Origin of the sequence: Bradyrhizobium septentrionale, assembly GCF_011516645.4 — a bacterium.
GTDB classification, from domain to species: domain Bacteria; phylum Pseudomonadota; class Alphaproteobacteria; order Rhizobiales; family Xanthobacteraceae; genus Bradyrhizobium; species Bradyrhizobium septentrionale.
In genome coordinates this window covers 9,604,381-9,625,925 of the sequence record NZ_CP088285.1, presented here as the reverse complement: position 1 = coordinate 9,625,925, position 21,545 = coordinate 9,604,381, and the positions used below count along the sequence as shown (strand labels likewise).

The window sequence follows — 21,545 nt, the reverse complement described above, 5'->3', positions numbered from 1 at the left end:
TAGACCTCTCATGCCTCGCCTCCGCCGGGTCCGCGGCGCACAAGGCCGCGCGAGGGATCGTAAGCCAGGATCGCGCCGATCATGAACACCACCGTGCAGCCGCCGACCACCGCGAGCGAAACCCAGTTCATCTTACCATACAGCGCAAACCGGATCAGCTCCACCGCATGGGTGAACGGATTGCACTGGCAGACATAATACAGCATCGGGCTGCCTTCCTGCACGCGCCAGAGCGGATAGAGCGCCGACGATGCAAAGAACATCGGGAAGATCACAAAGTTCATCACACCGGCGAAATTTTCCAGCTGCTTGATGCTGGCCGAGATCAACATGCCCAGCGCGCCGAGCATGAGGCCCGACAGCACCAGCGCCGGAAGCACGGTGAGATAACCGATCGTCGGCGGCGCGATATCCCAGAACCACGCGATGACGAGGAAAGCGTAGACCTGCAGCAGCGAGACCGCGGTGCCGGCGAGCAGCTTGCAGAACAGGAGATAGCCGCGCGGCAGCGGGCTGACCAGCAGCGTGCGCATGTTGCCCATCTCGCGGTCATAGACCATCGACAGCGAGGATTGCATCCCGTTGAAGAGCTGGATCATCGCCATCAAGCCGGGCGCGATATAGACCTCGTACAGGATATAGGTCTCATAGGGCGGGATGATCGAGATGCCGAGCACCTGACGGAAGCCGGCGGCGAAGATGAACAGCCAGACCAGCGGCCTGACCAGGGCCGAGACGAAGCGCTCGCGCTGATGTAGGAAGCGCAGCGCCTCGCGCCACACGATGCCGTTCAGGCAGACGATGTATTCGGACAGCGAGAAGCCGCTTCGCTCGGGCGTCACCGTCGTGCTGCTCATGACGGCGGTCTCCCCGAAAGTGTGGCCGTTCCGGTCAGGCGCATGAAGGCGGTGTTGACGTCCTGTGCACCGGCCTCCGCGACCACGCGCGCGACCGGGCCGTGTGCCAGCATCCTGCCCTGATGCAGTACGACAAGGTCGTCGTTTGGCATGATCTCGTCGAACAGATGCGTCGCCCAGAGCACGCCGATGCCCTGTTCAGTGACGAGCTGCCGGACATGGTCGAGAATGTCGGCGCGCGCCTTGACGTCGAGCCCGACGGTGGCCTCGTCGAGCAGCAACAGCCTGGGGCGGTGCAGCAGCGCGCGGGCGATCTCGAGCCGCCGCATCTGGCCGCCCGAGAGATCGCGCACCTTGCTGCCGGCGCGGTCGGCCAAGCCGATGCGGCCGAGCACCTCGGCGCTGCGCGCCCGTGCCTCGCGCCGCGAGATGCCGTGCAGCGCGGCGTGATAGAGCAGGTTTTGCGTCAGCGAGAGATCGAGATCGAGCGTACGGGACTGGAACACCACGCCCATCAGCCGCAGCGCTTCACCGGGCGTCCGGCTGATATCGTGGCCGAAGATCTTGATCTGGCCGTGCTGGATGCCGAACAGCCGCGTCACCAGCGAGAACAGCGTGCTCTTGCCCGCGCCATTGAGGCCCAGCAGCGCGGTGAAGCTTGCCGGCGCGACGGTGAAACTGACGTCGATCAGGGCGCGCCGCGGCCCGTAGCTGTGGCTGACATTGCCGATCGACAGTGCCGGCTGCACCGCCGCTTCTGTTCCGGGAGCTGAGTCCGGCGAGGGCTGGCTCGCGATATGGGCGTCGGTTGCGGTCATGGCTGCGCGATCGTGATCCCCCAGGGCAGTTCGCCGACCTGAATGGTCTTGATCACTTTCTGGGCCGCGACGTCGATCACCGAGACATCGTTCGAGACGCCGTTGGTGACCAGCAGATATTTTTCGTCGGGGGTGAAGTCCATGTGCCAGACCCGTTGGCCGACCAGGAGATATTTGATCACCTTGTGGCTGCTGGCATCGACCACCGCGACGCGGTTGGCCGGGCCAAGTGCGATGAACGCGGTCTTGTCATCCTTGGTCATGCCGATGCCGACCGGCTGGATCGCCTCGCTCCGCAGGCCCGGAATCTCGAAATTGATCTTGCCCGTCACCTCGTGCTTGACGGGATCGATGATCGACACCGTCCCGCCGATTTCGGACGATACCCACAATTCAGAGCTGTTGTGCTTGAACTGGGCAAAGCGCGGCCGCGAATCGACCAGCACATTGGCGACAATCTGGCGCGTCGCGGTGTCGATGAAATGCGCCATGTTGGTGGTTTCGGAGGTGTTGATCAGGATCTTGCCGTCCGGGCTGATCGTCATGCCCTCGGGCTCGACGCCGACCTGGATGTCGCCGATCCGGGCGCGCTTTTCGAGATCGATCACGGTGACCGTGTTGTCGTTCTCGTTGGCGACATACATGGTCTTGCCGGCGGCATCCTGGGCGAACAGTTCAGGGTCGGGGCCGGAGGGCAGGGTGTCGACGATCTCCTGGGTCTTGGTGTCGATCACCTGGATCGTGTCGTCATCGCCGACTGCTACCATCACGAACCTGCCGTCGCGCGAAAACTCGATGCCGCGCGGCCGCTGGCCGACCTTGATGGTTTTTGTCACCGTCCAGCTGTTGGTGTCGATCACCGTGACCGTGTTGCCCTTTTCGTTGGAGACATAGGCAACGAAAGCGGACGCCGGCGCCGCGGCAAGCCAAATCAGCATCCCGGTCAACAGACAGCGGCGCCACATGCGTTCATTCTCCCTCACTGCAGCTTGCACTTCGTTTCGGGCCGGTCAACACCGAGCGTGTCGAGTTCGGAGACCTGATGCAGGAAACCTTCCTGCGGCGAGACCGAGACCACCATACGACCATCGGCCAGCAGGATCGGCTGGCGCAGCTGCAGATTCCAGTTGCGCAGGGTCAATCGCGTGCCCTTGAAGGCGGCGATCGAGAAGTCCGGGCCCTTGAGGAAGGCGATGACCTTCTTGGGATCCCCCGAATTGGTGCGCGACGTGGCCTCCCCGATTATGCGCGCGGCGGTCCATGCCTGCATGTCGATCGCCGTCATGCGGCGCATGTTCAGCTTGATGAAGCGGTTCTGAATCTGGACGGCGCCCCATTGGTCATGCGCCGCGTCCCAGCTGGTCGGCACCAGGCCGGCCGAGCCCGCCACCGGCCGCGGGTCCCAGGTCCGGTATGGCAGATAGTTCGCGAACACCTCGCTCTCGTCGGCCGCGACCAGCACGTCGTAAGCCGGCGCCTGCTGCGTGAACACCGGCATCTGGCGCTGGATCAGCGTGACGCCAGAGTCGGTGCGGCGTGCGCCGCCGGTATCCTCGAATGTCCGTTCCTGGACGATCTTGGCGCCAAAACGCGTGGCCGCGCGGCGCAGCGCGTCGGCATAGAGCTTGTCCTGATCGTGCGAGCCCACCACCAGGAACCAGCGCTTCCATTGCTTCCAGACCAGGTACTGGCCAAGCGCGTCGGCCAGCATCGAGCGGGTCGGTGCCACGTGGATGACGTTGCCGCGGCAGTCCTGCTCGCGCAGCCGATCGTCGATCGCGCCTGCATTCAGCAGCACGGTGCCGCGGTCGCGCAGCGCATCGGCGACCTTGAGCAGGGCATCGGCGGGCAGGTCCGTGATGATGTAGTCGTTGCGGCTGGCGAGATCGGTCGCGACCTTGGCGACGTCGTCGCTGTCCTTGACCTTTACCTCGTCGAGCATGAAGCGCTGGTTGAGGAATTTCCCGGTCGTATTGTTGTCCTCGATAGCAAGCCGCGCGCCGGCGATGCCGTCATTGTCGGCCGGCTGGTCGAGCAGCGAGAGCGTCGATTTGACGCCGGCATGGCCGAGATAGCCGATATGGACCTCGACGGGATCAGCCGCCAGCGCTCCGGTCGTCATCATGCTGAGCGCGATCGTGCCGATCAGCCATCGGAACATAACTCCTCCCGCAGTCTTTCTTCACCGGGCATGGCGTTGTCGGACCATGCGTTGATGTGCAAGATGACCGAATTGGCCTAGCTTGCAACCCCGCTTTTTGTCGTTGCGAGGTTACAAATTCGATTGGTTCACAATCATGAGATCAACGTTCGCCTTCGTCGTCTCATTGCTGGTGATGTCTGCGGCGGCCGCGCGCGCCGAGCCGCCCAGGCTCGCGGTGTTCGACCTCGAGATGATCGACACCAGCCTGCAAGGCGAGGTCAACGGGCAGCCGACTGACGAGCAGGCGCGGCTGCTCCGGGCCGGCGATCAGGTACGCAAGGAGCTCGCGGAATCAGGCAGGTTCCGCGTGCTCGACATCGCGCCTGTCAATGCTGCGGCACACGGCAGCAATCTTCAGGCCTGCGGCGGGTGCGATGTGAAGCTGGCCGGCGAGCTGGGCGCCGATCTCGTGATGACAGGCGTGGTGCAGAAGGTCTCCAACCTGATCCTCAACATCAATCTCTATCTGCGCGACGTGCATAGCGGGCAATTGCTGGCCGCGGCGAGCGCCGACATGCGCGGCAATACCGACGAATCCTGGTCGCGCGCCACCAACTACCTCGTGCGCAACCGCCTGCTCGCGCCGAATTACGGCGCGCCGCAGGCGCGGTAGCTCGCGCACACGGATTTTTCCCCGTCATCCTGAGGAGCGCGCGTCTCGAAGGATCGACGGCCACCAGCCGGGCCGTGCATCCTTCGAGACGCGCTGCGCGCTCCTCCAGCGACAACGGCAAAGCCGTTGCGCGGGGATGACGGGACGGACTGGATCACGCCTTCAGCCGCGCGGCGTGCCAGCGCAGGTGATCGGCCATGAAGGTCGAGATGAAGTAGTAGCTGTGGTCGTAGCCTGGCTGACGCCGCAAAGTGAGGGGAATGTTGGCCTTCTCGCAGGCCGCCTTCAGGAGCTCGGGCCGCAGCTGCTCGGTGAGAAAGCCGTCTGCATCGCCATAGTCGACCAGCAGATCGGAGAAGCGGGCGCCGTCCTCGATCAGCGCCACCGCATCGTGCTTCCGCCACGCCTGCTTGTTGTTGCCGAGATAGCCGCCGAGCGCCTTGTTGCCCCATGACACCTGCGACGGCGCCACGATCGGCGCAAACGCGCTTGCCGCGCGATAACGATCGGGATGGTGCAGCGCCACCGTCAGCGCGCCATGGCCGCCCATGGAATGGCCAAGGATCGATTGCCGCGTCGTGTCGACCGGGAAGTGCTCGGCGATCAGCTTTGGCAATTCCTCGGTGACGTAGCTCCACATCCGGTAATTGGTCGCGAACGGCTGTTCCGTCGCATCGACATAGAAGCCCGCGCCGAGGCCGAAATCGTAAGCATTGGCGGGATCGCCGGGGACGCCTTCGCCGCGCGGGCTGGTGTCGGGCGCAACGAAGATCAGGCCGAGTTCGGCGCATGCCTGGCGGAATTCACCCTTCTCGGTGACGTTGGCGTGCGTGCAGGTCAGGCCCGACAGATAGGTGACGACGGGCAATTTGGCGCCGGCCGTGTGCGCCGGGACAAACACCGAGAAGGTCATATCGGTCCTGGTCTCGCGGCTTGGATGCCGGTACACGCCCTGCGTGCCGCCATGCGACTTGTTCTGGGAAACCGTCTGCATTGTCGTATTCCTCTGGGTTGGAGTGCTGCGTCAGCCGACGCCGCTCTCGATCGCGAGGCGCACGAGCTCTGCTGAGGTGCGCACGCCAAGCTTCTGACGCATGATCGATGACGTGTTCGCGACCGTCTTGTATGACGAATGCACCAGCCAGGCGATCTCCGACAGGCTCTTGCCGGAACTGAGCAGGCGCAGGATCTCCATCTCGCGCGACGTCAGCTTGGACAGCGGATTCTGCGCAAAGCCCGGCCGCGCAAAGGCGACATTACGTGCGATCGCTGGCGGCAAATAGACGCCTCCATTGCCGACCTCGCGCACCGCCTCCACCAGATCGTTGGGATCGCCGGTCTTCGAGACGTAGCCCTTGGCGCCGATATCGATGGCGCGGGCGGCGAACACCGGGTCGTCGTTCATGCTGAACATGATGAGGCGCGCCGACGCATCGTGCGACAGGATGCGGCGCGCCAACTCGAAGCCGGAGACCGTCGGCAGGTTGATGTCGATCACGCAGAGATCGGGCTTTTCAGCGACGAAAGCCCGTTCGCCGCTCTCGGCATCGGCCGCTTCCAGCAGGATGATCTCGGGATCGTCGGCGAACACGGTGCGACAACCCGACGCGACGATGGGATGATCATCAACAATCAGAATGCGCATGGCGTTGTTCCGCGACCTGCCTTGATTCACTCATCATCACATCGGTTTGCACCAGGACACGTCGGTTCCGACCGCTTGTGCACCTCGCGCGAGATTGCGATAGGCTGCGATTAGATAGCCGGGCAAATTTGGCTGTCAACGATCCTCTCGGAGGAGGGATCGCGGGTCGGGGGCAACGTCATGTGGCAAAAGCTATCCTTGCGCGCACGGATCAACCTGCTGTTGGCGCTGATACTGGCGCTTGGACTGGGCATCAATATTGCGCGGCTCGTACTGGAAGCGGGGCCGCGTGTCCAGGCCGAGGACCAGAGCGTGATCCGGCTGGCGCGCGAGTTTGTCGCGACGATCGTGGCTGGTCTCGACGAGGCGCCCGATCCCGATGCGCGGCTCGATCAGATCGTCGAGGATTTGAGCCGGCTGCGCCATGTCAGCATCTCGCGGCAGGATGACGCGACCGCAAAGCCGGCGGAGCGGGCGGAGGAGGCCGGCGACCCGCGCGCCCCGCCCGAGTGGTTCGTGGCGCTGGTGCATCCCGAGCAGACCTCGGTGCGGGTGCCGATCTCGGTTCACGGCAAGCCGCAATCGCTGGTCATCACCTCGCATCCGGACGACGAAATGGCCGAGATCTGGGATGGCATCGTCACCCAGCTCGAGGTCGGCTCTGCGATCGCGGTGGCGCTGCTTCTGGTGACCATGCTGGTGGTCGGCCGCGCATTGGCGCCGCTGGAGGCGCTGTCGCAGGCCATGACCGGCATCGAAGCAGGGGATTACGATGCGCGCGTCGAGCCCGGCGGATCGCCGGAATTGGCCGCAATCTGTGCCAAACTGAACCATTTGGCGGCAACCCTTGGCGACGCCGTGGACAGCAAGCGGCAGCTCGCCGAACGCGCGGTGTCGCTGCAGGATTCCGAGCGCAAGGAGATCGCGCGCGAACTGCACGACGAGTTCGGGCCGTATTTGTTTGCGCTGCGCGCGCATGCCGGCGCGCTGAACCGGCTGTCGGAGGTCGAAAAGCCCGATCCCTCGGCGCTGCGCAAGCACGGCAACGCCATCCTCGAGCAGGTCAATGCGCTTCAGCAGTTCACCCGCCGCATCCTGGAGCGCTTGCGGCCGGTCGGACTGGCCGAGCTCGGGCTTGCGGAAGCGCTTGGAGCGCTGGTGCGGATGTGGGGTGAGTCGCACCCCGAGGTGGAGATCGATAGCCGCATCTCGCCCGATCTCGGCGAGACCGGCGAGATGGCCGAGTTGACGATCTATCGCATTGTCCAGGAGGCGCTCACCAACGTGTTTCGCCACGCCGGCGCAACTGAAGTCGACATCGTGATTGAGCCTGCGGAGCGGCAGGCAGGCCCGCGCGGCAGTCGTGGCTGCGCGCTGGTGCGGGTTCGCGACAACGGCCGCGGAATGCTCGGGGATCACCGGCTTGGGCGCGGTTTATCCGGCATGCGGGAGCGAATCCTCGCGCTTGGAGGCACGCTCAATATCACTTCAGGCGATGACGGCGTGACGGTCGAGGCGCTGGTGCCGAAGGCCGCACGCGCCTAGGGCTTCGGTCCTGATTGAATCAGAACCGAAGCTCGAGATTCTTGTTTTGACTTCGTTTTCTTCACGCGAACCGGCCTCCACTTCGCTCGAAAACGCTCTAGGAGGCGGATCGCGGCCAGTATGCGAAGGTCGCCCAGACAAGCGCCAGTGCGCCGGCGATCCAGAGCACGATGATCGCGATCATGCCGGCCCGGCTGGTCGGACGCTGCAGTATGGTGCTGGCCCTGGCGCGGCATTCCACCATCACCTCGTCGGGAACGAGCGCGATCGCAAGCCAGATGCCGAGCGGCAGCAGGATCAGGTCGTCGAGATAGCCGATGACAGGGATGAAATCGGGAATCAAATCGATCGGCGACAGTGCGTAGGCGGCCACCGCGACCGCAACGGCCTTGGCGTACCAGGGCACGCGCGGATCGCGCGCTGCGAGATACAGCGCGACGCTGTCCCGTTTGAGGTTGCGCGCCCAGGTTTTGAGTGAATGCTTGATCGAGGAAATTTTGGTCGCGGACAGCATGGCGTGACGCCTGCACGCCAGGCGGAAACGCTATTCCAGCACCACGTCGGCCGGCATGCCGCCGTGCAGGCCCTTGTGGACGGAGGAGGGCGCGATGCCAAAATACTTCCGGAACACGCGGCTGAAATGCGAGGAGCTCGAGAAGCCCCAGGAGAACGCAACATCGGTGATGGTCTTGCCGTTCTGTGATTCCAGCTCCTGCCGGCAATTCTGCAACCGGGCCTTCCAGATGTAATCACTGACCGTCATACCGCGATCGCTGAACAGCATGTGCAGATAGCGCTTCGAACAGCCGAGCGCCGCGGAAATGCGGTCGATGCAGAGATCAGGATCGCGCAGATGCTCGCGGATGAAGCCCTGGGCCCGCACATAGGTCGCCTCCGCGCTGCCGCGGTCGAACATGGCGCCGGTCTCGCGCAGCGGCAGCAGCAGCAGGTCGATCAGCGCATCGGCGACGCCGACCGCGTTGACCGGGGTCAGCGTCGGGGCCTCGCCGAACGCGGCATGGACGAAATCATAGGCGATGCGGCCGGTGCCGTTGCGCGCCGACAGCTTGCACGGCGCCATCTTGGAGAGCTGGAAGCCGCGCTCCTTCAGCAGGTCCTTCGGCACGATGACAACCTCGTGACGGGTCAGGGACGGGCTGATGATCGTATGCGGGCAGGACACATCGTAGGCGAAGCAGTCGCCCGGCATGATGTCGAAGTGCAGGCCGTCCTGCTCGAAATGCGAGACGCCGTGGGTCTGGAACACGATCTTGATGTAGGGGTGCTCGCTCAGCTTGATGCGCGAGATGGTGTGCGCGATCCGGTGCTGGCTTGCCTCGATCTGGCACAGCTTCAATCGTGAGACCGTCGTGAAATTGATCCGGCCCTCGAGCGAGGATCCCTCGAGCGCATCGACATCGAACTGACCGCAGAGGTCAGTGAGCGCATCCGACCAGCGCTGGATTTGACGCTTGGGCGTCAAACCGTTCGTGCTGAGTGAATGGACTGTATCGGACATCTTTCCAGCCACCGATTCGATCCCCAACGTGACTGCTCACCGAGCTTAGTTCTGGCCCGGGACGATGCGCCTTCTCCCTGATTCTGAACAGCTTAGGGAGGCGGCGGGATTTCTTCCCGGTTAATGTCGGGTGATCCTCCGACTTAGTTCTGGGCGCGTCAAGCGCAACCTTGGGCCGCTTCCATCTGACGCTGGAACGGCACCGAGGGCGTTTGATGCCCTGCAACATGAGGCGGCCTTTCCTGCCAACTGGGGCCCGACCGCAAAAATCTTACAAAGTTTCGCTTCTGAGCAAACGGCGCTTCGCTGCTGGGCAAGTCAGCGCGGTTCGATCGGACTACGACTGGGACACCAAAATGGAAGAAGTGGGGCCGTTTCGGCGGAAACCCTTGAGCTCTTGAACCCTGGGAGGAAATCCACGATGCGCAAGCTGCTTTACGCGACCAGCCTTGGGGCAATGGCGGTGTTCGCCGCCGGTGCTGCCAATGCCAATGACGAACTCAACAAGATGGCGCAGAACCCGAAGGATTGGGTGATGCCCACTGGAGACTACGCGAATACGCGTTACTCCAAGCTGAATCAGATCAACGCCTCGAACGTCGGAAAGTTGCAGGTCGCCTGGACATTTTCGACTGGCGTGCTGCGCGGCCACGAGGGCGGCCCGCTGATCATCGGCAACATGATGTACGTGCACACCCCGTTCCCGAACAAGGTCTACGCTATTGACCTTTCGCAGGACAACAAGATCGTCTGGAAGTACGAGCCGAAGCAGGATCCGAACGTCATTCCGGTGATGTGCTGCGACACGGTCAACCGCGGCGTTGCCTATGGCGACGGCAAGATCTTCCTGCACCAGGCCGACACCACGCTGGTGGCGCTCGATGCCAAGACCGGCAAGGTGGAATGGTCGGTGAAGAACGGCGATCCCGCCAAGGGTGCGACCGGCACCTCCGCACCGATCGTGGTCAAGGACAAGGTCCTGATCGGCATCTCGGGCGGCGAGTTCGGCGTTCAGGCACACATGACCGCCTACGACATCAAGACTGGCAAGCTGGTCTGGCGCGGCTTCTCGGAAGGTCCGGATGACCAGATCTTGGTCGACGACAAGACCACCGAGCTCGGCAAGCCGGTCGGCAAGGATTCGAGCCTGAAGACCTGGCAGGGCGATCAGTGGAAGATCGGCGGCGGCGCGACCTGGGGCTGGATCTCCTACGATCCCGAACTGAACCTCGTCTATTATGGGTCGGGCAACCCCTCGACCTGGAATCCGAAGCAGCGTCCCGGCGACAACAAGTGGTCGATGACGATCTGGGCACGCAACCCGGATACCGGCGTCGCCAAGTGGGTCTACCAGATGACGCCCCATGACGAATGGGACTATGACGGCATCAACGAGATGATCCTCTCGGATCAATCGATCAACGGCACGCCGCGCAAGCTCTTGACGCATTTCGATCGTAACGGCCTCGGCTACACGCTCGATCGCGCCACCGGCGAACTGCTGGTCGCCGAGAAGTACGATCCGAAGGTGAACTGGACCTCCGGCGTCGACATGAACAAGAGCTCGCCGACCTATGGCCGGCCGAAGGTTCTTGACGCGGCTTCGACCGACAAGGCCGGTGAGGACGTCAACGTCAAGGGCATCTGCCCGGCGGCGCTTGGCACGAAGGACCAGCAGCCGGCAGCCTACTCGCCGGAGACGCAACTGTTCTACGTGCCGACCAACCACGTCTGCATGGACTACGAGCCGTTCAAGGTGAGCTACACCGCGGGTCAGCCCTATGTCGGCGCGACGCTGTCGATGTATCCGCCTCCCGGCGAGACCAACATGGGCAACTTCATCGCCTGGGATGGCAAGGCCGGCAAGATCGTGTGGTCGAACAAGGAGCAGTTCTCGGTCTGGTCGGGAGCGCTCGCAACGGCCGGCAACGTGGTGTTCTACGGCACGCTGGAAGGCTATCTGAAGGCGGTCGACGCCAAGACGGGTAAGGAGCTTTACAAGTTCAAGACTCCGTCCGGCATCATCGGCAACGTCACCACCTACGAGAACGGCGGCAAGCAGTACGTCGCCGTGCTGTCGGGTGTTGGCGGTTGGGCGGGCATCGGCCTTGCGGCTGGTCTGACCGATCCGACGGCCGGTCTCGGCGCAGTCGGCGGCTATGCCGCGCTGAGCAACTACACCGCACTTGGCGGAACGCTCACGGTGTTCGCGCTGCCGCAGCAGTGAGCTGAGCAACGCTCGTTCCGGCGCATGGGGCAATCTCATGCGCCGGACCGTCTTCAATCCGCACGCGAGGATAGGCTTTTGCGTAAGATCTGGTTTGTGACTGCTGCGATCGCTGTCGTGGCAATGGGAGGAGTTGCCTCCGCCGAGGACGCGGGTGATCCGACCGCCGTCAAGTCCGAAGACGGCAAGTATCTCGACAAGGATGGAGACCCGACGTTCAAGGTCGCGCCCGACGGCACGGTGGACTGGTACACCTACTCCGGATACCGCCGCTATCACTCGGAGTGCCACGTCTGCCACGGCCCTGACGGGATGGGATCGACGTATGCGCCGGCGCTGGCGACTTCGCTGAAGACCATGAGTTACGCCGACTTCATGGGCGTGGTCGCGAGCGGCCGCAAGAATGTCTCGACGTCGCAGGAGAACGTGATGCCGGCATTCGGCGATAACCCGAACGTTGCCTGCTACATGGACGACCTCTATGTGTACCTGCGCGCCCGAGCCAATGATGCGGTCGGGCGTGTTCGGCCGGCCAAGCACGAAGACAAATCGGAAGCCTACAACAAGGCGGAAGACGCCTGCATGGGCAACAAGAAGTGAGCGTGTCCGGCGCGAACGGCAACCTGTTTAATATTTGTTGGAGACCAAGATGAAGACCCGCGCCGCAGTCGCATTCGAAGCAAAGAAGCCGCTTGAGATCGTCGAGCTCGACCTGGAAGGCCCCAAGGCCGGCGAGGTCCTTGTCGAGATCAAGGCGACGGGTATCTGTCATACCGATGCCTACACGCTCGACGGCTTCGACAGCGAAGGCATCTTCCCGTCGGTCCTCGGGCACGAAGGCGCCGGCATCGTTCGCGAGGTCGGCGCCGGCGTGACATCGGTGAAGCCGGGCGATCACGTGATCCCGCTCTACACGCCGGAATGCCGGCAGTGCAAAAGCTGTCTCAGCCAGAAGACCAATCTCTGCACCGCGATCCGCGCCACCCAGGGCAAGGGCGTGATGCCCGACGGCACCTCGCGCTTCAGCTACAAGGGCAAGCCGGTTTTCCACTACATGGGCTGCTCGACCTTCTCGAACTTCACCGTGCTGCCCGAGATCGCGGTGGCCAAGATTCGCGAGGACGCGCCGTTCGACAAGAGCTGCTACATCGGCTGCGGCGTCACCACCGGCGTCGGTGCGGTGGTCAACACCGCCAAGGTGACGCCAGGCTCCAACGTCGTCGTGTTCGGCCTCGGCGGCATCGGCCTCAACGTGATCCAGGGCGCCAAGATGGTCGGCGCCGACAAGATCATCGGCGTCGACATCAACGACTCCAAGGACAATTGGGGCCGCCAGTTCGGCATGACGCATTTCGTCAACCCGACCAAGGTAAGCGGCGACATCGTCCAGCACCTGGTTGGCCTGACCGACGGCGGCGCCGACTACACCTTCGACTGCACCGGCAACACCAACGTGATGCGCCAGGCGCTGGAAGCCGGCCACCGCGGCTGGGGCGTCTCGGTGGTGATCGGCGTCGCGGAATCCGGCAAGGAAATCGCGACCCGGCCGTTCCAGCTCGTCACCGGACGGGTCTGGAAGGGCACCGCCTTCGGCGGCGCGCGCGGTCGCACCGACGTGCCGAAGATCGTCGACTGGTACATGAACGGAAAGATCCAGATCGATCCGATGATCACCCACGTGCTGAAGCTCGAGGAAATCAACAAGGGCTTCGACTTGATGCACGAGGGCAAGTCGATCCGTTCGGTCGTCGTATTCTGAAATCAAAACACCAAGCACTAGGAGGATAGGTCAATGACTGTTCATATCCACCCGTCAATCGACAACGGCGTCAAGCAAGGCTCCGGCAGTTTCGCCGGCGGCACGCTTGTCTGCAAATGCGCGGACAAGAAGGTCAAGGTCGGGGTCAAGGGCGACGTCGCCCATAACCACGCCTGCGGCTGCACCAAGTGCTGGAAGCCTTCGGGCGCCACCTTCTCGGTGGTCGCGGTGGTGCCGCGAGAGAACGTCACCGTGCTGGAAAACGGCGACAAGCTGAAGATCGTCGATACGGCGGCGGTGATTCAGCGCCACGCCTGCTCGGGCTGCGGCACTCACATGTACGGCCGGATCGAGAACAAGGGCCATCCGTTCTTTGGCCTCGACTTCATCCATCCCGAGCTGTTCCAGGAGTCCGGCTCGGCGGCTCCGGGATTTGCCGCTTTCGTGTCGTCGGTGATCGAGTCAGGCGTCAAGCCGGCCGACATGGCCGGGATCCGGTCGCGGCTGAAGGAGCTTGGGCTCGAGCCCTATGACTGCCTGTCGCCGCCACTGATGGACGCAATCGCCACCCACGTGGCGAACTCCAAGGCAGCCTGATAGAGGCGGCTTAAGGCAGCCTCATAGAGGCGGCCTGACGGGGGCGGCCGAACGGTCGGGCCTGACGAGATTCTGCGCCGGCAGAGGGCTGCCGGTGTCGGATATGCTGGTAGTACCCGTGACCTTGAACCTTGCATGCCCTGCGGGCGACCACAGGGCATGCATTTTATTTTCCGCCTTGCCCTCGCGCTTTCCCCGATCCTGGTCCTTTCGCACGCCCACGCGGCGTCGCCGGAAGACCGCTACATTGCCGCGCGTGACGCGGCGATCGCCAAATTCGCCAAGCAGGCGAACGACGGCAAGACCGGCGAGGCCGTCGACAAGGCCGAGGCGGCGGCGCGCGATGAGCTGAAGACGCAGCTCGCCGCCATCCTGTCCGAGCCCGCCCGGCCGGGCTTTGCACCCGCCCAGCTCAACCTCGACACTCTCTATAAGGGCGATATGGGGTTTGGCATGCTGGACGGCCTGCGCTTTGATGCCGACAAGGGCAGGGACGGCGGCAAGATCGGCGAGCAGCGCCCAGACGGGAGCTTCGTCGAGCCGAAGGCCCATATCATCGTCACCACCGAAGCCCTGTTCACCCGCTGGCTGCACGAGCACAAGGCCTGGTGGGACAAGGGCAGCAAGAACGTGCCGCAGCAGATCGAAGCGGCCCTGAAGTTCGAAGGCCTCTACACCCAGGCGATCTCGACCGATGCCGCAGTGATCAATTTCGACGAGCTCCCGGTCGCCAAGCCGGCCTCGGCCACCCTGACTTACGGCTTCCTGGCCGGCCGCACCCAGGATTCGACCCCCGAGGCCGGCGATGAGGTGTTCGTCGCGGCGCTTGCTGGCGGCAGAATGTATATCGCCTATGGCGAGATCGAGCCCGCCGTGAAAGTGCCAGCCTGCGCCACCATCCGCGCCGACTACAACAAGAAGGCCGACGCGGCGGCCGAGAAGCTCGATCGCAAAGAGATCACGAAGAAGGCCTATGACAAGCTCGGCGACCTGCGGCAGCAGGGCGAGGACGCCTTCAAGCGCTGCTTCACCGAGCGGGCGCCGCAACAGCCGGCATTCGCAGAGGCCACCAAACAGGCCCAGGCGCTGCTTGAGACGGCAATCGGCAGGTAATTTGACCGATCTATTCCCACTCGCCAAACAGAAGACACATCCACACGACCTGGAAGATCGGCCAGGCGGCGAATGCGCTACATAGCAGTCCATTGCCGAGCGGTGCTCTCCGTCGGCGTACGCGCACGAGGGAGATGATTGCGAATGGAAGCAGCAGAAGAAATGTCGGTGCGAAAATCGCGCCGTATAAAATGACGAGCTCCGCGTGAGCGGCAATGCCTTCCTGCATGACGGATTGCAGCAGCAAGAAGTACATGACGAGGAGTACAGGGGCAAACAGGGCCGACGACGCTGCCGGCGAAAAGCCTGACGAATCGATGCCAGACCTGCTCACCCATGTCCTGATGATGATCCACCCCGACAAGAACATGATGACAAGCGGCACGCCCAGCTTCAACAGAACGTCCTGGGCGTTCATGATGCTCGTCAAATAGAGTGCCACATCAGCTCCATGCGCTGCGCCACGCGTGCTTCGATCGTCCGCGATTGATGTCGATCGATCGCAGCCCCCGTCTTAACAACACGGCGACGCCGATGATGGATTTTGTCGTGCAGAATTCGCGGTTTGTCGTGCAGGGTTCATGCAGAGGACGGCTAGGGTCGCGGCAATTGGCGCGGCGCGGGTTTGATCGGCGGCCCGCGCGCGCCTATCTTCCCCGGAAAGCTGCATCCCGGGGAGACGCCATGACGACCGCCATCAGCCCGTTTCGCATTGCCGTCACTGACGACGTCCTCGAGGATCTGCACACCCGGCTGCGGCGGACCCGCTGGCCGGAGGCCGAGCTGGTCGACGACTGGAGCCAGGGCGCGCCGCTGCAATGGATCAGGGATGTCTGCCACTATTGGGCGGAGACCTATGATTGGCGGCAGCGCGAGGCGCGGCTCAATCGATTCAGCCAGTTCACGACCGAAATCGACGGGCTCGACATCCACTTCATCCATGTCCGCTCGAAGCATCCGGAGGCCCGGCCGCTGATCATCACCCATGGCTGGCCGGGTTCGGTGGTCGAATTCCACAAGGTGATCGAGCCGCTGACCGATCCGACCGCGCATGGTGGTGTCGCGGCCGATGCCTTCCATGTGGTGTGCCCGTCATTGCCGGGCTTCGGCTTCTCCGCCAAGCCGGCCACGACAGGCTGGGGCGTCGACCGGATCGCCAGGGCCTGGGCCGTCCTGATGGAACAGCTCGGCTACACCAGCTATTTCGCGCAAGGCGGCGATTGGGGCTCCGCGGTCACGACCGCGATCGGCGGTCAGGACGCGGCGCACTGCGCCGGCATCCACATCACGCTCGCGATGTCGACCCGGCCCAATGTCGAGGGCCAGCCGACGCCGGAGGAGACCCGCGCGCTCAACGGCATCAAATACTATGCCGACTGGGATTCCGGTTATTCCAAACAGCAGTCCACCCGGCCGCAGACGCTTGGCTATGGCCTGACGGATTCGCCGAGCGGGCAGGCGGCCTGGATCCTGGAGAAGTTCTGGGCCTGGACCGACTGCGACGGGCATCCGGAAAACATCCTCAGCCGCGACGAGCTGCTCGACAACGTTATGCTGTACTGGGTCACCGCGACGGCCGCGTCGTCGGCGCGGCTCTACTGGGAAAGCTTTGGGCCGGGCAAGCGAACCGTGCACAGAGTGAGCGTGCCGACCGGCGTTGCGGTGTTCCCCAAGGAGATCGTCACGCCGGTCCGCAAATGGATGGAGACGAGCTTCGCCAACATCCAGCACTGGAGCGAGATGCCGAAGGGTGGCCATTTCTCGGCGTTCGAGCAGCCTGAACTGTTTGTCGGTGAGGTCCGGGAGTTTTTCGGCAAGCTGCGCCGACGATAGGCTAGCCGTGCACGATGGGTGGAACGCAGCGATACCCATCGTTCGCGCCGCGAATCTGAGTTGATGGGTATCGCTGCGCTCCACCCATCCCACGGAGGGACGTCAGCGTGCTGCTTGACCCCCGCGACGGTGACTTCGAGGACGATGCCGCCAGCCCCGAACAGCGTTCGTTGTTCGCGATCGTGGGCAGCCTTCTGGTTGAGATCAGTCCGGCGAAGCTGTTATTCGCCTGGACGGTTTCGCTTCTGCTTCCGGGCGTGCTGCTCGGCCTTGCGCCGCTGGTCGCGTCCGCCTGGATTTCGGGCCTTTCCCAACACGTTCTTGCACTGTCCGAAGCGGGCGCCGTGTTGGCGCTCATTGTGATCGCGGCGTTAGGATGGCTCGGCGGGCGACCGCTATTTCAAATCGTGGAAACCAGCTTCTGGTCACTTAACGCGCTCGCGGTCCAGCCGAGTTACGCGTTCGCGCGCGAGGCGCTGGGCCATCTGGCCGAGTTGTTCTGGCGCACCGGCGCAACTCCTGCCTCTCGCATGCGGCTGCGCCGCAGTTGCTCCGTCGGCGCCGGCCTGCTGCTCTCGGCAGGTGCCGCATTGATCGCGGTTATGGTCTGGCCTGCCTCGCAATGGAAAGCGACCATCAATGACCTTGTTCTGATCCATCATCTTGTGGTGCCGACATTCGCGAACGCCGTGGTGCTGGTGTCCTGCTATCTCGCAGTCGCATCACTGGCCTGGAGTGTGGCCGACGCCAGCATGGATCAACCGGCCGACCTTGCCGCGTTTGACGCGACGCCGTCAGGAGGCCGTGTCTGGCGCGTTGCACATCTGTCTGATCTTCACGTGGTCAGCGAGCGATACGGCTTCCGCATCGAAAGCGGGACGGCCGGTCCGCGGGGAAACGAACGCTTCAATCGCGTGCTGGCTCGGCTTGCCGAAATTCACGCCGTTGATCCGCTCGACCATGTGTTGATCAGCGGCGATATGACCGATGCCGGCCGGCCGGGCGAATGGGCGGAATTTCTCGATGCATTGGCAGGTCATCCGGACCTTGCTGCACGCATCATCATGCTTCCGGGGAATCATGACGTTAACGTCGTGGATCGCGCCAACCCCGCGCGCCTCGACCTGCCGTTCAGCCCAGGCAAGCGGCTGCGGCAGATGCGTACCCTATCGGCGATCGCGGCCGTCCAGGGCGATCGCGTGCGCGTCATCGATGGTTCCGGCAAACCATCGGCGACGCTGAACCAGGCGCTGGCGCCCTCCCATGATCGGATAACGCAATTTGCGCAGCACGGGGGCGTGCGCCGCGCAGCGGCGCTCCGCGGCCTGTTCGATGATCAGTTTCCGATGATCGTGCCGCCGGACGGGGACGGCGGCCTCGGGATCGCCGTTCTCAACTCCAACGCCGAAACCCACTTCTCCTTCACCAACGCGCTCGGTTTGGTTTCGGAGGCGCAAACGCGGCGATTGGAGGCTGCGATCCGTCATTTCCCGACGGCGTACTGGACCATCGCCCTACACCATCACCTGATGGAATATCCCATGCCGGTGAAGACGTTCGCCGAGCGCATCGGGACGGCGTTGATCAACGGCAGTTGGTTTGTACGCAGGTTGCAGAGGTTTTCCGATCGCTCGGTTGTGATGCACGGTCACCGTCATATCGATTGGATCGGTACATGTGGTGCGTCGAAGATCGTCTCGGCCCCGTCGCCGGTGATGGGGGCCGATGATGCAGTCAGCTATTTCTACATCCACAGAATGATGGTCGGGCCGGACCGGAAGCTCTGCCTCGCCGAGCCCGAGCGGGTGGAGATTGCCAAAAGCTAGAGCGTTTTCGAGCGAAGTGGATACCGGTTCGCGTGAAGAAAACGCGTCAAAACAAGAATCTAGAGCCGTTCCGGTTCCGTCGGAACGGCTCTAGGCCGTTTTCGGCTTGTCTTCGTGTGATCCGCCGAAGAGATCGGCGATCCAGGCGGCCGGGGGATACTCGGCGCAGAAGGTCAGAATAGCGAGTGTGATCGGCACGCCGATGAAGGTCCCGAACAGGCCCCAAAGCGAGCTCCAGAAGAAGATCGCAAACAGCACCAGGAAGGGCGAGATCGACAACGTCGAGCCGGCCACCCGCGGTTCGATGTAGCTGCCGACCACGAACTGGATGACGTTGAGACAGGCGAACACACCAAACACCGCGGGCCAACTGTCGAACTGCGTCATGGCCAGCAGGGTGGGGAACAGCGTCGCGATGAAAGGGCCGATGAAAGGAATGTAGTTGAGAACAAAGGCGATCACGCCCCATTCGAACGCGAACGGCAATCCGGTCGCGGCAGCGAACAGGCCGACCAGCAGACCCGTGACCGCGCTCATTTGCGTCCGCACCAGCATATATTTGCGGAACTTCGCGGCCGTGGCTTTGCTGCCCTTGAGCAAGACGCGCGCAGCTGTGCGATTCTCCAGCCGCCCAATTCGTCGACCAGCGTCCTCGACCTCGAGAAGTCCCAGCACGACATAGACCAGCGCGATGAGCCAGAAACTCAACGTGGTGTTGATGCGGCCCGTGACATATTGCATGGTGCGCAGCAGCCAGCCGACATTGAAATGCTCGGCCCAAAGGCCGGCGAACGAGACGCCGTGGCCGTCCAGCCACATCACTGCGGCGTCGTAGAAGGCCTGATACCGCGCCGCGTCCGCCATCAAATTGCGCCCGACGCGGCCGAATCCCCACGCCGCCAGCGAGGCAAACGCGGCGCAGGTTGCAGCCGTAACAACGACGGTAATGGCGAGCGCGAGGAGTTTCGGCAGCCACGACTGAAGCCGCTCCTGAATGGGCCAGACGATCGCAATGATGAACAGCGCGGCCGCAAGCGGGGCGAGCACACTGCGCGCCTGGGCCACCGCCGCTGTGACCAGCACCGCGGCGATGATGCCGGTCGTGATCTTCAACCCGCCACCCATCCTTGGATTCTCCCAGAACACAAAGATTGTCAGTCTGTCTCGCAGTGCGACGAGACCGGCGCCTCCGTCAAGCTGACAGAGACCTCGCGAAAGGTACGATCCATCGCAAGTGTGCCATGTTCCAACGTACGTTGCCAGATGCGCAGGACCGCAGTGATCGCCAGGCGTGTGCAATTGAAATCAGAAGGGAAGATCAAACATTCAACGGTCGGCGCGCGGTGCGGATCGTCGGTCAGTGCTGCGGCTGCCCTGACAACACTACTCCGCGAGGTCGCCGACGAACTGCCTGACGTTGTCAAGCACCGCTTGCCCATCGCCGGCGAAAGCCCAGTGATCGGCGCCGTCGAGCTCGACGAATCGCGCGTGTGGGATGTTGTCGGCGAGATGTCTCCCGGCACCGATGCGGACGGCTCGGTCGGCGCGGCGGTGCAGCACCAGGGTCGGAACGGCAACCCGCCCCAGAAGATGTCGCACATCCGTGTCGCGCAGCGTCTCCAGCACGCCCCTGATGGCGCCAGGACTTGAGGCCGCACGAAGCAGGCCGGCCCACCAGGCCCTCGCCTTGGCATCGCCGGCCAGACTCGGCGCAAAAGTTTCGATACCGGCAGGGCCGCCCCAGGCCGAAACGAGCTGCTGCAGCCACGCATCATACTGCTCGGCGTGCAACGCATGCGGATAGTCGGGCGCGGCACTTCCCTTCGCGAGCGAAGCGAACAGGATCAGTCCGGCGACGCGGTCGGGATGATCGGCGGCGAACCTGATGCAGGCCGGTCCGCCTTCGGATGCACCGAACAGCACGACCCGGCGCGAGCCTGTGGCATCAAGCACGGTGCGGATATCCTGCGCAGTTGCCTCGGCGTTGGGGGTGAACCCGACCCGGTCAGACAGGCCGACGCCACGGCGATCAAGCAGGACGAGACGGCCCATCGCCGCAAGCGAGGAAAGGAAGGCCCGGCACCTTGCGTCCTCCCAGACCCGTTCGACATGAGACACGAAGCCGGTCAACATCAGAACGTCGGTAGGCCCTTTGCCATAGGTCTGGAATGCGAGATGCACGTTGCCTCCGCTGACATATTGCGTCGTCGGTGGCTCCGCGGCGCCGGCCTCGAGCAGCGCGCTGGTCTCGGCTTCGGGCGCCACGTCGAGTTCGTTGCGCAGACGCTGCGTCAGCGCCTTGAGCTGGCGCTCGGCCGCGGCCCGGTCGCCTCCCAGCAGGAGATTGCGGATGAAGTGGCGGGAATAGATTTCGCTGAGCGGATCGAGTGCCACCAGACGGCCGGCATGCGCGGCGGCGGAGGCGTAGTCGCCCGCCGCGTGCTTCTCCTGCACAACCCGCTCGAGCGCCTGGATCGCGCGGCCACGCAAGGCCTCCCTTCGAAAGAACGCCCATTCGTCGAATTGCGGACAATCGCCGGGTGAGAAGCCGTCGAGGAAATCGGCTTGATAGAGACCGCAGGCGCGCTCGAACTCGCCGCGATCACAAGCCTGTTCAAACAGGCGTGAATCGACATCCAGTTTGATCCCCGCCGATAATCGAACTGTGGATCTGTCGGATGCGATGACATCGCCGAGCGCGAGCTGCAGGCGATGCAACAGCCGACGCAGCCGGGCTCTTACCACCTCGGCGGGGCTTTCCGGCCACAACATCGTCGCAATCGCATCGCGTCCGGCCGGGCCCTTCGCCTCAGCCAGATAGACCAGCAGTGCAAGTCCCTTGCGCAGCGCCAACGGGCGCAGGCGGTCATCACAACGAACCTCCGGAAATCCGAGCGTCCGGACGCTGAACGAAGCCATACCGATGCGATCTTCGATGAAGGCGTCCGGGGACGCTCAAGGGACGCCGCGATGCTAGCACCGGGGGCATT

20 protein-coding genes are annotated in these 21,545 nt (G+C 63.5%); 9 read left to right on the top strand and 11 right to left on the bottom strand.

All coding sequences use genetic code 11. The annotated features are described in order from the left end of the window. Window positions 1-8 precede the first annotated feature (8 nt). The 4 genes from HAP48_RS48280 to HAP48_RS48265 are packed head-to-tail and all read right to left on the bottom strand — an operon-like array spanning window position 9 to window position 3,836. The gene (locus tag HAP48_RS48280) at window positions 9-857 is read right to left on the bottom strand and encodes an ABC transporter permease (RefSeq protein ID WP_166207975.1); all 849 of its coding nucleotides are present in this window, start codon (window positions 855-857) and stop codon (window positions 9-11) included. Then, window positions 854-1,675 (bottom strand): ABC transporter ATP-binding protein, encoded by an 822-nt coding sequence (locus HAP48_RS48275; protein ID WP_224496870.1) that lies wholly within the window; start codon window positions 1,673-1,675, stop codon window positions 854-856. The genes HAP48_RS48280 and HAP48_RS48275 overlap by 4 nt, the downstream gene beginning before the upstream one ends. Then, window positions 1,672-2,640: a YVTN family beta-propeller repeat protein gene (locus HAP48_RS48270; RefSeq protein WP_166207971.1), complete on the bottom strand. Its 969-nt coding sequence runs from the start codon at window positions 2,638-2,640 to the stop codon at window positions 1,672-1,674. The genes HAP48_RS48275 and HAP48_RS48270 overlap by 4 nt, the downstream gene beginning before the upstream one ends. A 14-nt stretch (window positions 2,641-2,654) precedes the next feature. Next, complete coding sequence (locus tag HAP48_RS48265) at window positions 2,655-3,836, bottom strand: ABC transporter substrate-binding protein (protein ID WP_166207968.1); 1,182 nt, start codon at window positions 3,834-3,836, stop codon at window positions 2,655-2,657. Window positions 3,837-4,011: 175 nt separating this feature from the next. Between HAP48_RS48265 and HAP48_RS48260 the strand changes: the two genes are divergently transcribed. Beyond that, window positions 4,012-4,491, top strand: coding sequence for a DUF3280 domain-containing protein (locus tag HAP48_RS48260; protein WP_166215861.1), 480 nt, complete (start codon window positions 4,012-4,014; stop codon window positions 4,489-4,491). Between the two features lie 154 nt (window positions 4,492-4,645). Here HAP48_RS48260 and fghA read toward each other — a convergent pair whose 3' ends face one another. After that, window positions 4,646-5,485 (bottom strand): S-formylglutathione hydrolase, encoded by an 840-nt coding sequence (gene fghA / locus HAP48_RS48255; protein WP_166207965.1) that lies wholly within the window; start codon window positions 5,483-5,485, stop codon window positions 4,646-4,648. 30 nt (window positions 5,486-5,515) lie between these two features. Next, window positions 5,516-6,136 carry a response regulator transcription factor gene (locus HAP48_RS48250; protein ID WP_029080052.1) on the bottom strand — a complete coding sequence of 207 codons (621 nt, stop codon included), beginning with the start codon at window positions 6,134-6,136 and terminating at the stop codon, window positions 5,516-5,518. A 180-nt stretch (window positions 6,137-6,316) separates the two neighbouring features. Between HAP48_RS48250 and HAP48_RS48245 the strand changes: the two genes are divergently transcribed. Further along, on the top strand, window positions 6,317-7,681 hold the full coding sequence (locus tag HAP48_RS48245; protein ID WP_166207963.1) for a histidine kinase: 1,365 nt from the start codon (window positions 6,317-6,319) through the stop codon (window positions 7,679-7,681). 97 nt (window positions 7,682-7,778) lie between these two features. Here HAP48_RS48245 and HAP48_RS48240 read toward each other — a convergent pair whose 3' ends face one another. Together HAP48_RS48240 and HAP48_RS48235 are read right to left on the bottom strand one after the other, a co-directional pair. Further along, complete coding sequence (locus tag HAP48_RS48240; RefSeq protein ID WP_166207960.1) at window positions 7,779-8,195, bottom strand: YkvA family protein; 417 nt, start codon at window positions 8,193-8,195, stop codon at window positions 7,779-7,781. A gap of 30 nt (window positions 8,196-8,225) precedes the next feature. Next, window positions 8,226-9,200, bottom strand: coding sequence for a helix-turn-helix domain-containing protein (locus tag HAP48_RS48235; RefSeq protein WP_106319942.1), 975 nt, complete (start codon window positions 9,198-9,200; stop codon window positions 8,226-8,228). Between the two features lie 421 nt (window positions 9,201-9,621). On the opposite strand from HAP48_RS48235, the gene xoxF5 reads away from it, so the two are divergent. From xoxF5 to HAP48_RS48210, 5 genes are all read left to right on the top strand, one after another. Continuing rightward, complete coding sequence (gene xoxF5 / locus HAP48_RS48230) at window positions 9,622-11,427, top strand: lanthanide-dependent methanol dehydrogenase XoxF5 (RefSeq protein ID WP_166207957.1); 1,806 nt, start codon at window positions 9,622-9,624, stop codon at window positions 11,425-11,427. A 123-nt stretch (window positions 11,428-11,550) separates the two neighbouring features. After that, window positions 11,551-12,027, top strand: a complete 477-nt coding sequence (locus HAP48_RS48225) for a c-type cytochrome, methanol metabolism-related (RefSeq protein WP_166215858.1) — start codon at window positions 11,551-11,553, stop codon at window positions 12,025-12,027. A 49-nt stretch (window positions 12,028-12,076) separates the two neighbouring features. Then, complete coding sequence (locus HAP48_RS48220; RefSeq protein WP_166207954.1) at window positions 12,077-13,186, top strand: S-(hydroxymethyl)glutathione dehydrogenase/class III alcohol dehydrogenase; 1,110 nt, start codon at window positions 12,077-12,079, stop codon at window positions 13,184-13,186. A 33-nt stretch (window positions 13,187-13,219) separates the two neighbouring features. Beyond that, window positions 13,220-13,783, top strand: coding sequence for an S-(hydroxymethyl)glutathione synthase (gene gfa, locus HAP48_RS48215; RefSeq protein ID WP_166207951.1), 564 nt, complete (start codon window positions 13,220-13,222; stop codon window positions 13,781-13,783). Between the two features lie 159 nt (window positions 13,784-13,942). Then, entirely contained in the window at window positions 13,943-14,896 is a 954-nt protein-coding gene (locus HAP48_RS48210; protein WP_166207948.1) for a hypothetical protein, read from the top strand. Between the two features lie 10 nt (window positions 14,897-14,906). On the opposite strand, the gene HAP48_RS48205 is transcribed toward HAP48_RS48210, so the two are convergent. After that, on the bottom strand, window positions 14,907-15,338 hold the full coding sequence (locus tag HAP48_RS48205; RefSeq protein ID WP_166207945.1) for a hypothetical protein: 432 nt from the start codon (window positions 15,336-15,338) through the stop codon (window positions 14,907-14,909). 242 nt (window positions 15,339-15,580) lie between these two features. On the opposite strand from HAP48_RS48205, the gene HAP48_RS48200 reads away from it, so the two are divergent. Continuing rightward, complete coding sequence (locus HAP48_RS48200; RefSeq protein WP_166207942.1) at window positions 15,581-16,729, top strand: epoxide hydrolase family protein; 1,149 nt, start codon at window positions 15,581-15,583, stop codon at window positions 16,727-16,729. Window positions 16,730-16,836: 107 nt separating this feature from the next. Beyond that, window positions 16,837-18,555: a metallophosphoesterase family protein gene (locus HAP48_RS48195; RefSeq protein ID WP_224496869.1), complete on the top strand. Its 1,719-nt coding sequence runs from the start codon at window positions 16,837-16,839 to the stop codon at window positions 18,553-18,555. Between the two features lie 90 nt (window positions 18,556-18,645). Here HAP48_RS48195 and HAP48_RS48190 read toward each other — a convergent pair whose 3' ends face one another. Next, window positions 18,646-19,680, bottom strand: coding sequence for an AI-2E family transporter (locus HAP48_RS48190; RefSeq protein WP_166207939.1), 1,035 nt, complete (start codon window positions 19,678-19,680; stop codon window positions 18,646-18,648). Window positions 19,681-19,938: 258 nt separating this feature from the next. Then, window positions 19,939-21,474 (bottom strand): bifunctional AfsR/SARP family transcriptional regulator/alpha/beta hydrolase, encoded by a 1,536-nt coding sequence (locus tag HAP48_RS48185; RefSeq protein ID WP_175612284.1) that lies wholly within the window; start codon window positions 21,472-21,474, stop codon window positions 19,939-19,941. Window positions 21,475-21,545 lie beyond the last annotated feature (71 nt).